13 protein-coding genes are annotated in these 13,991 nt (G+C 66.1%); 6 read left to right on the plus strand and 7 right to left on the minus strand.

Annotation, left to right across the window (positions count from 1 at the left end):
• Window positions 1–75: 75 nt before the first annotated feature.
• From pedH to pedF, 5 genes are all read right to left on the minus strand, one after another.
• Window positions 76–1,860: a PQQ-dependent alcohol dehydrogenase PedH gene (gene pedH, locus ACLEJP_RS09185; protein ID WP_440805733.1), complete on the minus strand. Its 1,785-nt coding sequence runs from the start codon at window positions 1,858–1,860 to the stop codon at window positions 76–78.
• Window positions 1,861–2,020: 160 nt separating this feature from the next.
• Complete coding sequence (locus ACLEJP_RS09190; protein ID WP_440805734.1) at window positions 2,021–2,953, minus strand: quinoprotein relay system zinc metallohydrolase 1; 933 nt, start codon at window positions 2,951–2,953, stop codon at window positions 2,021–2,023.
• 41 nt (window positions 2,954–2,994) lie between these two features.
• A complete protein-coding gene (locus ACLEJP_RS09195) occupies window positions 2,995–3,756 on the minus strand; it encodes a quinoprotein dehydrogenase-associated SoxYZ-like carrier (protein WP_440805736.1) in 762 nt (253 codons plus the stop codon).
• 80 nt (window positions 3,757–3,836) lie between these two features.
• A complete protein-coding gene (locus tag ACLEJP_RS09200; RefSeq protein WP_440805738.1) occupies window positions 3,837–4,712 on the minus strand; it encodes a substrate-binding periplasmic protein in 876 nt (291 codons plus the stop codon).
• A 5-nt stretch (window positions 4,713–4,717) separates the two neighbouring features.
• Complete coding sequence (pedF, locus tag ACLEJP_RS09205) at window positions 4,718–5,179, minus strand: cytochrome c-550 PedF (protein WP_440805740.1); 462 nt, start codon at window positions 5,177–5,179, stop codon at window positions 4,718–4,720.
• A gap of 253 nt (window positions 5,180–5,432) precedes the next feature.
• Between pedF and exaA the strand changes: the two genes are divergently transcribed.
• Together exaA and ACLEJP_RS09215 are read left to right on the plus strand one after the other, a co-directional pair.
• Window positions 5,433–7,313: a quinoprotein ethanol dehydrogenase gene (exaA, locus tag ACLEJP_RS09210; protein WP_440805743.1), complete on the plus strand. Its 1,881-nt coding sequence runs from the start codon at window positions 5,433–5,435 to the stop codon at window positions 7,311–7,313.
• A gap of 64 nt (window positions 7,314–7,377) precedes the next feature.
• Window positions 7,378–8,037 (plus strand): pentapeptide repeat-containing protein, encoded by a 660-nt coding sequence (locus ACLEJP_RS09215; RefSeq protein WP_440805745.1) that lies wholly within the window; start codon window positions 7,378–7,380, stop codon window positions 8,035–8,037.
• A gap of 66 nt (window positions 8,038–8,103) precedes the next feature.
• Here the strand turns inward: ACLEJP_RS09215 and ACLEJP_RS09220 are convergent, their stop codons facing one another.
• Window positions 8,104–8,742 (minus strand): response regulator, encoded by a 639-nt coding sequence (locus ACLEJP_RS09220; protein WP_440805747.1) that lies wholly within the window; start codon window positions 8,740–8,742, stop codon window positions 8,104–8,106.
• On the minus strand, window positions 8,739–10,016 hold the full coding sequence (locus ACLEJP_RS09225) for a HAMP domain-containing sensor histidine kinase (protein ID WP_440805748.1): 1,278 nt from the start codon (window positions 10,014–10,016) through the stop codon (window positions 8,739–8,741). Before ACLEJP_RS09225 ends, ACLEJP_RS09220 begins: the two co-directional genes overlap by 4 nt.
• A gap of 157 nt (window positions 10,017–10,173) precedes the next feature.
• On the opposite strand from ACLEJP_RS09225, the gene ACLEJP_RS09230 reads away from it, so the two are divergent.
• Genes ACLEJP_RS09230 through ACLEJP_RS09245 form a run of 4 tightly spaced genes read left to right on the plus strand, consistent with a single transcriptional unit; the run spans window position 10,174 to window position 13,914 of the window.
• Window positions 10,174–11,367: an ABC transporter substrate-binding protein gene (locus ACLEJP_RS09230; protein ID WP_440805751.1), complete on the plus strand. Its 1,194-nt coding sequence runs from the start codon at window positions 10,174–10,176 to the stop codon at window positions 11,365–11,367.
• A gap of 32 nt (window positions 11,368–11,399) precedes the next feature.
• Window positions 11,400–12,389 (plus strand): YVTN family beta-propeller repeat protein, encoded by a 990-nt coding sequence (locus tag ACLEJP_RS09235; protein ID WP_440805754.1) that lies wholly within the window; start codon window positions 11,400–11,402, stop codon window positions 12,387–12,389.
• Window positions 12,386–13,126, plus strand: a complete 741-nt coding sequence (locus ACLEJP_RS09240; protein WP_440805756.1) for an ABC transporter ATP-binding protein — start codon at window positions 12,386–12,388, stop codon at window positions 13,124–13,126. The genes ACLEJP_RS09235 and ACLEJP_RS09240 overlap by 4 nt, the downstream gene beginning before the upstream one ends.
• A complete protein-coding gene (locus tag ACLEJP_RS09245) occupies window positions 13,123–13,914 on the plus strand; it encodes an ABC transporter permease (RefSeq protein WP_440805759.1) in 792 nt (263 codons plus the stop codon). The genes ACLEJP_RS09240 and ACLEJP_RS09245 overlap by 4 nt, the downstream gene beginning before the upstream one ends.
• Window positions 13,915–13,991: the final 77 nt, after the last annotated feature.

The raw sequence follows: 13,991 nt of genomic DNA on the forward strand, positions 1-13,991 counted from the left end.
GAGGGGGGGTTTTTGTCGTGGGGGGGGGGGTCTGTTTGCCTCGGGTTGGGGGGAGGAAAGCGCCACGTCATGGCGTCAGCGCTTGGCGCTGGCGGTTTGCAGCTGCTTGGGCAACTTGAAGGTCCAGAGCATGCCGCCCTGGTTGAAGTCCTTGACCCGCTTGGCCACTTCGCCGCCCCACAGCGGCACCGCGCCGCCCCAGCCGGAAACCACCGAAACGTACTGCTCGCCGTCCATTTCCCAGGTGATCGGCGAACCGAGCACGCCGGAACCGGTCTGGAACTCCCAGACCTTGTCACCGGTCTTGGCGTCGAACGCCTGCAGGAAGCCTTCCGGCGTGCCGGTGAACACCAGGTTGCCCTTGGTGGTCAGCACCCCGCCCCACAGCGGTGCGTAGTTCTTGTGGCGCCATACTTCCTTGCCGCTGACCGGGTCGATGGCACGCAGCACGCCGATGTAGTCTTCGTTGAGCGGCTTGATGGTGAAGCCGGCACCGAGGAACGCCGCGCCCTTCTTGTAGGCGATGCCTTCGTTCCAGATGTCCATGCCCCACTCGTTGGACGGCACATAGAACAGCCCGGTGTCCTTGTTGTAGGCCATCGGCATCCAGTTCTTGGCGCCGAGGAAGGCCGGGGCGACGAATACCGAGCTGCCCTTGGCTTCGCTACCCGGTGCCCCCGGGCGGCTGGCCTCGTTGTAGATCGGCCGGCCATCCTTGTCCAGGCCACTGGCCCAGGTGATCTTGTCGACGAACGGGAAGCCGCGGATGAACTTGCCGTTGGTGCGGTCCAGCACGTAGAAGAAGCCGTTGCGGTCGGCGGTGGCGGCCGCCTTGATCTCCTTGCCGCCGGCCTTGTAGTTGAACGAGATCAGCTCGTTGACGCCGTCGAAGTCCCAGCCGTCATGCGGCGTGCTCTGGAAGTGCCACTTGATGGTGCCATCGTCCGGGTTCAGCGCCAGGCGCGACGAGGAGTACAGGTTGTCGCCCGGGCGCAGGTGCGAGTTCCACGGCGCCGGGTTGCCGGTACCGAACAGGATCAGGTTGGTTTCCGGGTCGTAGTAGCCGCCCAGCCAAGGTGCTGCACCGCCGGTCTTCCACAGGTCGCCAGGCCAGGTCTTGCCTGCCTCGCCGCCGGAAATGCCGTTCTCGATCGCCTTGCCGTCCTTGTAGACGTAGCCCATGTGCCCTTCCACGGTCGGGCGCATCCACAGCAGTTCGCCGTTTTCCGGGTTGTAGGCCTGGATCTTGCCCACCACGCCGAACTCGCCACCGGCGACCCCGGTGATCAGCTTGCCGTTGACGATCATTGGCGCGGCGCTGATCGAGTAGCCTTCCTTGTGGTCGGCCACTTTCTTGCTCCACACCACCTTGCCGGTGTCCTTGTTCAAGGCCACCAGCTTGGCATCCAGGGTGCCGAAGAACACCAGGTCACCGTACAGCGCCACGCCCCGGTTGATCACGTCGCAGCACGGGCGGATGTCATCGGGCAGGCGCGCATCGTATTGCCACAGTTTCTTGCCGGTGCGGGCGTCCACGGCGAACACCCGCGAGTAGGAACCAGTCAGGTACATCACCCCGTCCTTGACCAGCGGCTGGGCCTGCTGGCCACGCTGCTTCTCACCGCCGAAGGAGAACGCCCAGACCGGCCGCAGGTCCTTGACGTTGTTGCTGTTGAGCAGGTCCAGCGGGCTGTAGCGCTGGCCCTGCACGCCCAGGCCGTTGGTCACGATCTGCTGCGGGTTCTTCGGGTCCTGGAGGATTTCTTCATTGCTGACAGCAGCGTGGGCCGCGCTGGCAAGCAGCATGGCGCTGAGCACCAGGCTCACGGCGAACACGGGGCGACGTGGGGATCGGGTCATGACGGCTACCTTTGGTTTTTTTGTTGTGCCCGGGAAAATTTCCCGGTGTGCCGAGAATTCTTGGTCGCTGCCTGCTTGCCAACAATTGCCCGCAGTGCGGAGTTTTCTAGTTCCTTGGTATGGGGCTGGCTACCAAGGCCTGCGCGCCTACCAGGGCCCGTCAGTCCTTGGCGTCGATACGCCGCAGCTGTTGGCGCTCGTAGCGGGGATACAGGTGGCTGACACTGCGGATCAACTCGTAACGGGTCAGGCTGATACCGGCAAAGCGCTGCGGGATCGGGCTGCGGATCATCTCGGCCATGTCATCGCCACGCGCCGCGCCGTCATGCATCAGGCCATCCAGCCAGCCCAGGTAATCACGCATCTGGGCAAACGGCCGGGCATCGCTGGCCACCGGGCCATGGCCAGGTACCAACTGTTTCCAGGGCAGCGCCTGCAGGGTATCGAGGTCTTTCAACCAGACCTCCAGGCCCGGGCTGTTGGGCGTGGTCAGCGCCCGTTGGTAGAACACCAGGTCGCCGGCAAACAGCACGCCGGTCGTTTCATCCAGAATCGCCAGGTCGGCACCGGTATGCCCGCCCAGCGCCAGCAGCCGCAGGCGGTGCCCGCCCACTTCATGCATCCCTGGTTCCAGCACCCGGGTTGGCAACACCACCTCGGTGCCGCGCATCCAGTCGCCGACCAGGCGATACATGTTCTCGGCCATCGCCTCGCCCTGCTGGCGCAGCAGCTCGCCGGTGCCGGCCAGCGCGCCGATCGGCACATCGGCAAAGGCCTGGTTGCCCAGCACATGGTCAGGGTGATGGTGGGTCAACAACACTTCGACCACCGGTTTGTCGGTGGTGGCGGCAATCGCCTGGCGCAGCGCTTCGCCGTAGCGCCTGGACGGCCCGCTGTCGATCACCACCACCCCGCTGTCGGTGACAATGAATGCGCTGTTGACGATGTTGCCGCCGTTGCCCTTGGCGAAATTGGCGGTGCTGCCTTCAAGCAGCCAGGTGCCTTCGGCGATCTGTCGAGGCTTGAGGTGGTACTCCAGGTCTGCCTGGGCTGGCAGGCCCAGGCACAGCAGCAATAGCATCAGCCAACGCATATCGGGTGCCTCGGGTCAGTCAGTTGAAAGGGGCGGCCTGCTCAGGGCAGCGCTGCCTCGAACTGGTTGCCGCTGTTGTCCTGCAACAGCACGCGGGTCGGCCCGGGGGCCAGGATGTCGAAGCCCAGATTGGGGTTTTCGCTGACCGCCGGGTAAAGCTGCAGGCTGGCCAGGCGCTGGCCGTCCGCGCCTTGCAGCTCGGCATGGTCGAGGAAGAATTCCGGAATGCCACTGACCAGGCCATTGTCCATCGGGTGGGCCACCTGCAAGCGCAAGCGGCTACTGTCGCCGCGCGGGTAGCGCCCGCCCAGCACTTCGCCCAGGTGTTCCTCCCAGCCGGGCTGGGTGCGGACCACGCTGGGCGCGGTACAACCGCCGCCAGCGGCATCGATCAGGGTCGAACCGACGTGCCACAGGCCGTCGCGCGTCAGCACCGCAGCGCGCAGCGGCGTGGCCTGTTCGATACGGATGCGAATCGACAACCAGGGCAATACCCGCTCGCCGGGTTCGAAGTCGACAATCCGCGGCAGCGGGTTGAGTTCGGCCCACGCCAGGATCCGCACCACCTCGCCGCTGAATGCCCGCGCGTCGATCTCCAGCGGCACCTGGCGTGCGTCCTCGGCAAAGGGTGGCGCCAGCAGCTTGACCCGGTCATCGAAGACGAACGCGGCCTGGCCCAGCAACTGCTTGTGGTAGAAGTCCCACATCACCGACGGCACCGGGTCCGACGTGGCATTCGGTTCGCCGGCCTGGGCTGCCCAGGGCAGCCAGCAGGCCAGCAACAAGGTCGCTCGCCAGTTCATAACCAACTCCTGTTGCTCGACACAACACCTACTGGCTGCGACAAGGCCCCTGCGGGAGCGTAGCCAATGCGAAGCCGAATTTACTGATACATCTCCGGCACCTCGTAGCGCAGGCCGTAACTGGCATAGATCGCTTGCATCCGCCCATCGCGGATCAGCGCCTCGAGCGCCTCTTCCACCGCGTAGGCCAGCTGCCGGTTGCTCTCGTGCACCGCCATGCCGATGTCCCAGGCCTGCTTGCCAAGGTTCGGGTAGGCATTTTCGGCCAGGGCCAGCTGCGGGTCGGCGGCCTGGTGCAGTTGCCAGTCGACCTCGCCGCGCATGGCCATCACCGCGTCCACCTGGCCAGCCTGCATGGCGCCGAAGGCCTGCTGCACGTTGGGGTAATGGTGGGTCTTGGCACTGAGCATGCCGTTGAACACCGAGGTCAGGTAGAACGACGGCACGCTGTCCACCTCGACCCCGATGGGGTGCTGCTGGAACACCGCGACACTGGCCACCGAGGCCAGGCGGCGGCGATCGTAGGCCACCTGCCAGCGCTCCTGCTGGTAGGGGCCGAACATCACCACCTGGGCGTTTTCCAGTTCGCCGACGTCATTGCGCCGCTGCGCATAGGCGTGGTCGTAGGGCACCCGCATCATCAGGTCGGCCAGCTGCTGGTTGCGCAGCGGGCTACCGCGCCAGATGTAGTCGCGCAGGTCGTCGTCAAGCTTTTCCCCGGGCGGCGCCCAGATCAGCTGCAGGTGTACCCCCAGCGCATTGGCCAGGGCCTGCGCCAGTTCCACGTCGACCCCGCGCGGCTGGCCGTGGTCCTCGAAACTGTAGGGAGCGAAATCCTGGTACACCGCCACCTTCAATTCGCCGGCGGCGATGATCGCGTCGTAGTTGCGTACCTGCGCCTGGGCTGCCGCGCAGCACAGCAGCAGGCCAGTCAACAGCACCGCCAACAGGCGCATGGCCGTCACTCCTCGACGTGCACGCTGTCCAGGTAGGTGCGTACCGCCCACAGGGCTTCCTGGCTCAGGTAGTCGGCCATCTTCGGCATGTACACCCGGCCGTCGCGAACCGCACCGTGGCGTACCCGTTCGACGAACCATTCGTCGCCGGCCTCACCGGCATCGAGCATGCGCAGGTCCGGGGCGATACCGCCAGACTTGGCTTCCAGGCCGTGGCAGGCGGCGCAGTTCTGGTTGTAGGCCGAGGCGCCAATTTCCACAGCCTTGTCGTGCTCGGGGGACTCGCGATACGGGTTGACCGTTGCCCAGCCGTCGCCATCCACGGCCACACCGGCATCCTTGACCGGGGTCAGGCCCTGGGTTTCCACAGCCTGGGGCACCACATTGCCATGGGCCCAGACCGTACCGGTCAGCACAGCACCGGCCAGCAGGCCTGCCGCAAGCAAGACGTTTCGTTGTGTTGTCATTGTTATGCCCTCACCTTTGCACGCAAGGCCTCAACCACAGAGGCCGTGCCGCCATCTTAGGAACAGCCCGCACAGCGCCGTATCCTGCTTTGGTGGCCGGGCCTTACTCCCTTGGTAGTAGGGCCTGTGGCGAAGGGCCAAAAGAGGTGCCGTACGGGAATTTTTCCCGGCCAGCGCGGGAAGTTTTCCGTATCCCGCGACAACGGCCCCAGCTCACCCTGTGCAGGCCAAAACTCCACAGGGAACTGCAACCATGACAACAACAACGCTACCTGCCCTTTCCCCGTTGTGCCTGAGCCTGCGGGCCGTGCTGCTGGCCGGCAGCCTGGTCCTGGGCACGGTGGCCACGGCGGCGCCTGCCAGCAACAACGTCACCTGGGAAGACATCGCCAACGATCACCTGACCACCCAGGACGTGCTGCAATACGGCATGGGCACCAACGCCCAGCGCTGGAGCCCGCTGGCCCAGGTCAATGACCAGAACGTGTTCAAGCTGACCCCGGCGTGGTCGTTCTCCTTCGGCGACGAGAAGCAACGCGGCCAGGAGTCCCAGGCCATCGTCAGCGACGGCGTGGTCTACGTCACCGGGTCCTATTCGCGGGTGTTCGCCCTCGATGCCCGCACCGGCAAGCGCCTGTGGACCTACAACCACCGCCTGCCGGAGAACATCCGCCCGTGCTGCGACGTGGTCAACCGCGGCGCGGCGATCTACGGCGACAAGATCTACTTCGGCACCCTCGATGCACGCGTGATCGCCCTCGACAAGCGCACCGGCAAGGTGGTGTGGAACAAGAAGTTCGGCGACCACGGCGCCGGCTACACCATGACCGGCGCCCCGGTGCTGATCAAGGACAAGACCAGCGGCAAGGTGTTGCTGATCCACGGCAGCTCGGGTGACGAGTTCGGCGTGGTCGGCCAGCTGTTCGCGCGCGACCCGGATACCGGCGAGGAAGTGTGGATGCGGCCATTCGTCGAAGGCCATATGGGCCGCCTGAACGGCAAGGACAGCACCCCCACCGGCAACGTCAAGGCACCGTCCTGGCCGGACGACCCGACGACCGAAACCGGCAAGGTCGAAGCCTGGAGCCACGGCGGCGGCGCCCCTTGGCAAAGCGCCAGTTTCGACCCCGAGAGCAACACCATCATCGTCGGTGCTGGCAACCCGGGCCCATGGAATACCTGGGCACGCACGGCGAAGGACGGTAACCCGCATGACTACGACAGCCTGTATACCTCCGGCCAGGTCGGCGTCGACCCGAGCACCGGTGAGGTGAAATGGTTCTACCAGCATACCCCCAACGATGCCTGGGACTTTTCCGGCAACAACGAGCTGGTGCTGTTCGACTACAAGAACAAGGACGGCAAGCTGGTCAAGGCCACCGGCCATGCCGACCGCAACGGCTTCTTCTATGTGGTCGACCGCAGCAACGGCAAGCTGCAGAACGCCTTCCCCTTCGTCGACAACATCACCTGGGCCAGCCATATCGACCTGAACACCGGGCGCCCGGTGGAAAACCCCGGCCAGCGGCCGCCCAAGCCGCTGCCGGGGGAAAGCAAAGGCAAGCCGGTGGAGGTCTCGCCGCCGTTCCTCGGCGGCAAGAACTGGAACCCCATGGCCTACAGCCAGGATACCGGGCTGTTCTATATCCCCGGCAACCAGTGGAAAGAGGAGTACTGGACCGAGGAAGTGAACTACAAGAAAGGCTCTGCCTACCTGGGCATGGGCTTCCGCATCAAGCGCATGTATGACGACCACGTCGGCACCTTGCGTGCCATGGACCCGAGCACCGGCAAGCTGGTGTGGGAGCACAAGGAACCGCTGCCACTGTGGGCCGGGGTGCTGGCGACCAAGGGCAACCTGGTGTTCACCGGTACCGGTGATGGCTTCTTCAAGGCGTTCGACGCCAGGACCGGCAAGGAGCTGTGGAAGTTCCAGACCGGCAGCGGCATCGTCTCGCCGCCAATCACCTGGGAACAGGACGGCGAGCAGTACATCGGCGTGACGGTGGGCTACGGCGGCGCGGTGCCGCTGTGGGGCGGCGACATGGCCGAGCTGACCAAGCCGGTGGCCCAGGGCGGCTCGTTCTGGGTGTTCAAGATCCCCAGCTGGGACAAGCAGACCGCACAACGTTGACCCTCGGCGGGGAGCGGGCCTGCGCCCCTCCCCGTACTGTCACCTTCCTGCCGGGACCTTTGCCATGAACTACCTGCCATTGGCGTTGCTGCTGGTACTTTCCCCTACCCTGGCCATGAACGCCGACGACGCTGAAAGCGATACCCCCTTGACCATCAACGGCTGCCGGATCGCCGAAGCCAGCCAGTGCCCGGGGGCCGACCTGCGTGGCGCCAACCTGGCCAACCAGGACTTGCGCAAGATGAACCTGGCCGGCGCCGACCTGCGCGGTGCCGACCTGCGTCATGCCCGGCTGGACCTGGCCAACCTGGAACAGGCCCGCCTGCAAGGTGCCAACCTGACCCGCGCCAGCCTGCAGCAGAGCAACCTGCGCCTGGCCGACCTGAGCGACAGCAAGCTGGTGGCGATCCAAGGCTGGGGCCTGTTTGCCCAAGGCGCGCAATTCGCAAGGGCCGACCTCGGCGCGGCCTACCTGGAATTCGCCAGGTTGTCCGGGGCGAAGCTGCACCAGGCCAACCTGCGGGCGGCGGACCTGGAGATGGCCTGGTTGAGCAAGGCTGATTTGCAAGGGGCGAACCTGGGCGATGCCAACCTGCAAGAGGCCAAGTTCGGCCAAAGCAACCTGGAGGGTGCCGACCTGCGCGGGGCGCGGCAGCATTACGGGAATTTCCAGGATGCCAACATGCAGGGCTGCAAGGGTTGCCCCGCGACCTGGGACAAATGAGCGATGGGGCCGGTGTGACAGGTCCAGCGCCTGGGAGACCGGGCGCCGCATCTGCCAGGGCGAACCTCACCCCGCCACCCGCACCAGCCCCAGGTCGATCCCCAGGTGCACCAGCTCGGCATGCGAGCTGACCTGCAGCTTGCTCTTGAGCAAGGTCAGGTGGTTGGACACGGTCTTGGCACTGATGCACAGCTGCTCGGCAATCGCCCGCACCGGCGTACCCTTGGCCAGCATCACGAAGATCTCCAGCTCACGTTGGGTCATGCACTGCAGGCGTGGGTCGCTGGCCCGCTGATGCGTGGTGCAGGCCAGCTGGGTGGCCAGCGGTTGCTCGATATAGGCCTGCCCGGCCAATACCCGCTGCACCGCCTCGATCAGCACCTCGGGCGCCGAGTTCTTGGTCAGGTACCCCGCTACCCCCGCGTCCAGCGCCTGGCGCACCAGCGGCAGTTCATCGTGCATGCTGAAGAACAGCACGCGCAGTTGCGGCAAGCGCTGGCGCAGGCGTCGGGTGGTTTCCAGGCCGCTGATACCGGGCAGGCCGAAGTCCATGATCACCAGGTTGGGCACTTGCTCCTGCACCCGCGCCAGCGCCTCCTCGCCACTGGCCGCCTCGCGCACCTGCACTGTAGGCAGCACCGCCCGCAACAAGCTGGCATAGCCCTGGCGGACCACGGCGTGGTCATCGACCAACACGATATTCATTGCACCTCCATGGGAATGTTCAGGGCCAGCGCCCAGCCGGCACCCGGGCGGCTGAGGATGCGCAGTTCAGCGCCCAGGCTGCGGGCGCGCTCGGCCATCGAGTGCAGGCCGACCCCGGGGCGCAGTGGCTGCGGCGCGCCGCAACCATTATCGCGGATGAGCAGGCGCAAGCCCCTGGCGCTGCGCTGCAGGCGCACCCGCACCTGGCTGGCCGCAGCGTGTCGGGCGACATTGGTCAACGCCTCCTGCAACAGGCGATACAGGTGCATGCGGCTCGCCCCGGGCAACGCTGGCAGGCGCGCGCCGACCCGCAGGCGGCAATCGATGCCCTGGCTGGCCTGCCATTGGCTCGCCAGCAGGGCAAACGCCTCCGCCAGCGGCATGTGCTGCAGCGCCAGCGGATACAAGTCATGCACCAATGCGCGAAAGCCCTGCTGCAGGCGCTGGCAATCGAGTTCCAGGGTGCGGGTGGTCTGCGCCACCGCGGCCGGCTGGTCGGCCACCATGCGCAGCAGGCACAGCTGGGCTCGGATACCTGCCAGGTATTGCCCGAGGTCGTCGTGCAGGGTTTGCGCCAGCTGGGTGCGCTCCCGCTCCTGCACGGCCAGCAGCGCCTGGGTCAGATGGGCATTGTCGGCCCGGGCCTGTTCCAGCGATGCCGCCATGTGGTTGAAATGCCTGGCCAGCTGGCGCGCCTCCGGCAGGCCGGCTTCGCGCAGGCGCGCGCTCAACTGCCCACCGGAGACCTGGCGCAGGGCCTGCAGCAGCTCATCCAGCAAACCCAGGCCGCGGCGCACCGCCCAACGGATGGTCAGCAAGCTCAGCAACAGCGCCAGGCCACACAGGCCCGCCAACTGTTGCAGCGAGTCGCGGACTTCGTCGATTTCATCCCGCGCATCCACGGCAATCGCTACCCGGCGGCCATCACTCAGTTGCAGCAACCGGGTAGCGTGGTGGCGCTCGCCGAGCAGGTGGTGGCCAAGCCAGGCATCCACGCCGTGCGCCTGCGGCAGCGGCAGCGCTTCATCCGCCGCCAGCCAGTGTACCCGCACGTGGCGCAGGCTCTGGGTCAACCGTGGCTGCAGGTGGGCCGGGTCGCGCTCGGCGGTATCGCCGAGGTACGCCACCACCGCTTCGGCCGATTGCAACTCGCGCTCTACATCGGCCACCGCCTGGTGCAACAGCACACCTGCACAGGCCAGCATCACCAGCAGGAAAAACACCGTGACGCAGAGGTTGATCCGCCACAGGGCCGACAGGTCAGGCAGGCGCATGCGCGGTTCTCCTCAAAGTGGCGAGATTGCGCTCCATCGTAAGACCGGGGCCTGCGTGGCGAATTACTACCTTGGTACCGGCCGGGCGCTACTTTCTGCATATTTCCCCGTCGTGGCGGGCTTCCTATGCTGGCGCCATCTGCCGTGGAGTCGCCTTATGCGCCAGCCTGCCCACCTTGCCCTGACCTGCCTGCTGGCCGTCGCCGCCACCCTGTCTGCGGCCCTGGCGTCTGCCGCCGGGGGCCAGGCTGCCGAGCCCTTGCAGGTGCGCATCGGTTACCTGGGCTATCGCCCCGACCCAGGCCCGCTGCTGTCCAACGTCATTCCCGAGCCCAGCGATGCCGGGCTGCAAGGCGCCAGGCTGGCGGTTGTCGACAGCAACAGTAGCGGCCGCTTCCTGCAACAGCAATTCCAGCTCACCGAGGCCAGCGTCGACAGCCCGGAAGCCCTGCTGCAGGCCGCCAAGGCCCAGCATGAGCAGGGCCTGCGGCTGTTCGTGGTCAACGCCCCTGCGGCCAGCTTGCAGGCCTTGTCCGGCGCATTGCCTGACAGCCTGCTGTTCAACGCCGGCAGCCCGGACGACAGCCTGCGCAGCAGCCAGTGCCTGGGCAATGTGCTGCACAGCCTGCCCGGGCGCGCCATGCTGGCCGATGCCCTGGCGCAATTCCTGGTGCTGCGCAAATGGCAGCGGGCGCTGCTGATCGTCGGCCAGACCGATGACGACCGTGCCTACGCCGCCGCCCTGCGGCGTGCCGCGAAGCGCTTCGGCCTGCAGCTGGTGGCGGAAAAGCCCTGGACCTTCGACAACGACCAGCGCCGCAGCGCCCAGGCCGACATGCCGCTGTTCACCCAGACCGCCGAGTACGACGTGGTGCTGGTGGCCGACGAGCGCGGCGACTTCGGCGAGTACCTGCCCTACCAGACCTGGTACCCACGCCCGGTCGCCGGGACCCAGGGCCTGACCCCGACCGGCTGGCACAAGACCGTGGAAACCTTCGGCGCGGCGCAACTGCAAAAGCGTTTCGAGGCCCAGGCCGGGCGCTGGATGAACGACCGCGACTTCGCCGCGTGGATGGCCGTGCGCAGTGTCGCCAGCGCAGTGAGCAAACTGCGCCAGGCCGAGCCGCACGCCGTGCAGCAGCTGCTGCTCAGCGAGGAGTTGCCGCTGGACGGTTTCAAGGGCCGCAAGCTCAGCTATCGCCCGTGGAACGGCGAGCTGCGCCAGCCGATCCCGCTGGTGCAGCCACGGGCGCTGGTCAGCACTTCGCCGCAGGAAGGATTCCTCCACCCATCCAACGAAATGGACAGCCTGGGCTACGACAAGCCCGAGGTCAGCTGTCGCTACCCCTGAGCCAATAACCACAACAAAAAAAGGATTCCGCCATGCCTCGCCGCCTGTTCCACCGGGCCCTGCTTTACCCCAGCCTGCTGTCGGGCGCCCTGGCGCTTGCCAGCAGCCAGGCCATGGCCGCCACCGCCTGGGTGTCCAACGAGAAGGACAACAGCCTCAGCCTGATCGACCTGCAAACCCTGGAAGTCACCGAGACCCTGCCGGTAGGCCAGCGTCCGCGCGGCCTGCTGCTGTCCCACGACCACACGCTGCTGTATATCTGCGCCAGCGATTCGGACCGGGTCCAGGTGATGGACGTGGCCACCCGCAAGATCATCAAGGAGCTGCCCTCCGGCAAGGACCCCGAGCAGTTCGCCCTGCACCCCAACGACCGCTGGTTGTACGTGTCCAACGAGGACGACGCGCTGGTGACCGTGATCGACACCCAGACCGACAAGGTGCTCGGCCAGATCGATGTCGGCATCGAGCCTGAAGGCATGGCAGTGAGCCCGGATGGCAAGTGGGCGGTCAACACCAGCGAAACCACCAACATGCTGCACTGGATCGACACCAGCACCCAGACCCTGGCCGAAAGCACCCCGGTCGACCAGCGGCCGCGCTTTGTCGAATTCAGCCAGGACGGCACGCGGCTGTGGGCCTCGGCGGAAATCGGCGGTACCGTGACCATTCTCGACGTGGCCACGCGCCAGGTGCTGAAAACCCTGAATTTCCAGATCAAGGGCGTGCACCCGGACAAGGTCCAACCGGTAGGGATCAAGCTCAGCGCCGATGGCAAGTACGCCTTCGTCGCCCTGGGCCCCGCCAACCACGTGGCGGTGGTCGATGCCAAGACCTTCGAGGTGCTCGACTACCTGCTGGTCGGGCGGCGGGTATGGCAGCTGGCATTCACCCCGGACCAGAGCCAGTTATTGGCCACCAACGGCGTCAGCGGTGACGTATCGGTGATCGATGCGAAAAACCTCAAGGTGCTCAAGTCGGTGAAGGTCGGCCGCTACCCCTGGGGCGTGGTGGTGACGCCATGAATACGCTGGAAGTCAGTGACCTGAGCTTTGCCTACGGCCAGCGCCAGGCACTCAGGCAGGTCGCGTTCAGCCTGGCGCCGGGGCGCTTCGCTGCGCTGCTGGGCCCCAACGGGGCCGGCAAGTCGACCTTGATCGCCCTGCTCACGCGGCTCTACGACCTGCAGCAGGGCGACATCCGCGTGTGCGGCTGTTCCCTGCGCGATGCCGCGCGCCCGGCCTTGCGCCAGTTGGGCGTGGTATTCCAGCAAAGCACCCTGGACCTGGACCTCAGCGTCGAACAGAACCTGCGCTACCACGCCTCGCTGCATGGCCTGTCGCGGCGCCAGGCCAACCTGCGGGTGGACGCCGAACTGGCCCGCCAGGGCCTCGATGAGCGCCGCCGCGAGCCAGTCCGGGCATTGAACATCGGCCATCGACGCCGGGTCGAGATTGCCCGCGCGCTGCTGCATGAACCGCGTCTGCTGTTGCTCGACGAAGCCAGCGTCGGCCTCGACCCGGCCAGCCGCCTGGCGCTCAACCAACACCTGCGGCTGCTGTGCCGCGAGCAGTGCCTCAGCGTGCTGTGGACCACCCACCTGCTGGACGAGGTCCAAGCCAGCGATGACCTGCTGATCCTGCATCAAGGGCGCCTGGTGACCAGCGGCACGGCCGCGGCCCTGAGCCAGGCGCACGGCGGCGACCTCGACCACGCCTTCGCCCGCCTGACCAGCGCGCCTTCAGGAGCCAATGCCCAATGAACGCCTATTGGCAATGTTTCAACGGCATTCTGCTGCGCGAATGCCTGCGTTTCGTCCTGCAGCGCACGCGCTTTCTCAGCGCCCTGGTGCGCCCGCTGCTGTGGCTGCTGGTGTTCGCCGCCGGGTTTCGCGCGGCCCTGGGCATTGCGATCATCGAGCCCTACGACACCTATATCCCCTACGAGGTGTACATCATCCCCGGCCTGGCTTGCATGATCCTGTTGTTCAACGGCATGCAGGGTTCGCTGTCGATGGTCTATGACCGCGAGATGGGCAGCATGCGCGTGCTGCTGACCAGCCCGTTGCCACGCCCGTTCCTGCTGGGCAGCAAGCTGTTGGCGACCTCGTTGATCTCTCTGTTGCAGGTGTACGCCTTCCTGGCCATTGCCTGGCTGTACGGTGTGCAACCACCGGCCGCCGGCTTGCTGCTGGCCTTACCGGCGCTATTGCTGGTGGCATTGATGCTCAGCGCCCTGGGGTTGCTGCTGTCGAACGCGATCCGGCAGCTGGAGAACTTTGCCGGGGTGATGAATTTCGTGATTTTCCCACTGTTCTTCCTGTCTTCGGCGCTGTACCCGTTGTGGAAGATGCAGGAGGCCAGCCAGTGGCTGTACTGGCTGTGTGCAGTCAACCCGTTCACCCATGCCGTGGAGCTGGTGCGCTTTGCCCTGTACCAGCGTCTGAACCTGCTGGCACTGGCGGTGTGCCTGGGCCTGACCGCGCTGTTCACCCTGCTGGCGGTCCTCACCTTCAACCCGCAGCACGCGGCACTGCGCAAGCCCCGCTGATCCACCCCGCTGTGCGTGCATCCAGTCCTGGCACCGGCGCGTCCACCGACGCGCCTGGCCATCTACTACTTTAGTAC

It is taken from the genome of Pseudomonas sp. SMV7 (genome assembly GCF_052041995.1).
Classification (GTDB): Bacteria; Pseudomonadota; Gammaproteobacteria; order Pseudomonadales; family Pseudomonadaceae; genus Aquipseudomonas.

Excerpts from the sequence above, each read along its gene's own strand:
- exaA (WP_440805743.1), top strand. The coding sequence starts at position 5,433 with ATGACAACAACAACGCTACCTGCCCTTTCCCCGTTGTGCCTGAGCCTG.
- ACLEJP_RS09215 (WP_440805745.1), top strand. The coding sequence starts at position 7,378 with ATGAACTACCTGCCATTGGCGTTGCTGCTGGTACTTTCCCCTACCCTG.
- ACLEJP_RS09200 (WP_440805738.1), bottom strand. The coding sequence starts at position 4,712 with ATGCGCCTGTTGGCGGTGCTGTTGACTGGCCTGCTGCTGTGCTGCGCG.
- ACLEJP_RS09220 (WP_440805747.1), bottom strand. The coding sequence starts at position 8,742 with ATGAATATCGTGTTGGTCGATGACCACGCCGTGGTCCGCCAGGGCTAT.
- pedF (WP_440805740.1), bottom strand. The coding sequence starts at position 5,179 with ATGACAACACAACGAAACGTCTTGCTTGCGGCAGGCCTGCTGGCCGGT.
- ACLEJP_RS09245 (WP_440805759.1), top strand. The coding sequence starts at position 13,123 with ATGAACGCCTATTGGCAATGTTTCAACGGCATTCTGCTGCGCGAATGC.
- ACLEJP_RS09230 (WP_440805751.1), top strand. The coding sequence starts at position 10,174 with ATGCGCCAGCCTGCCCACCTTGCCCTGACCTGCCTGCTGGCCGTCGCC.
- ACLEJP_RS09195 (WP_440805736.1), bottom strand. The coding sequence starts at position 3,756 with ATGAACTGGCGAGCGACCTTGTTGCTGGCCTGCTGGCTGCCCTGGGCA.
- ACLEJP_RS09235 (WP_440805754.1), top strand. The coding sequence starts at position 11,400 with ATGCCTCGCCGCCTGTTCCACCGGGCCCTGCTTTACCCCAGCCTGCTG.
- ACLEJP_RS09240 (WP_440805756.1), top strand. The coding sequence starts at position 12,386 with ATGAATACGCTGGAAGTCAGTGACCTGAGCTTTGCCTACGGCCAGCGC.
- pedH (WP_440805733.1), bottom strand. The coding sequence starts at position 1,860 with ATGACCCGATCCCCACGTCGCCCCGTGTTCGCCGTGAGCCTGGTGCTC.
- ACLEJP_RS09225 (WP_440805748.1), bottom strand. The coding sequence starts at position 10,016 with ATGCGCCTGCCTGACCTGTCGGCCCTGTGGCGGATCAACCTCTGCGTC.
- ACLEJP_RS09190 (WP_440805734.1), bottom strand. The coding sequence starts at position 2,953 with ATGCGTTGGCTGATGCTATTGCTGCTGTGCCTGGGCCTGCCAGCCCAG.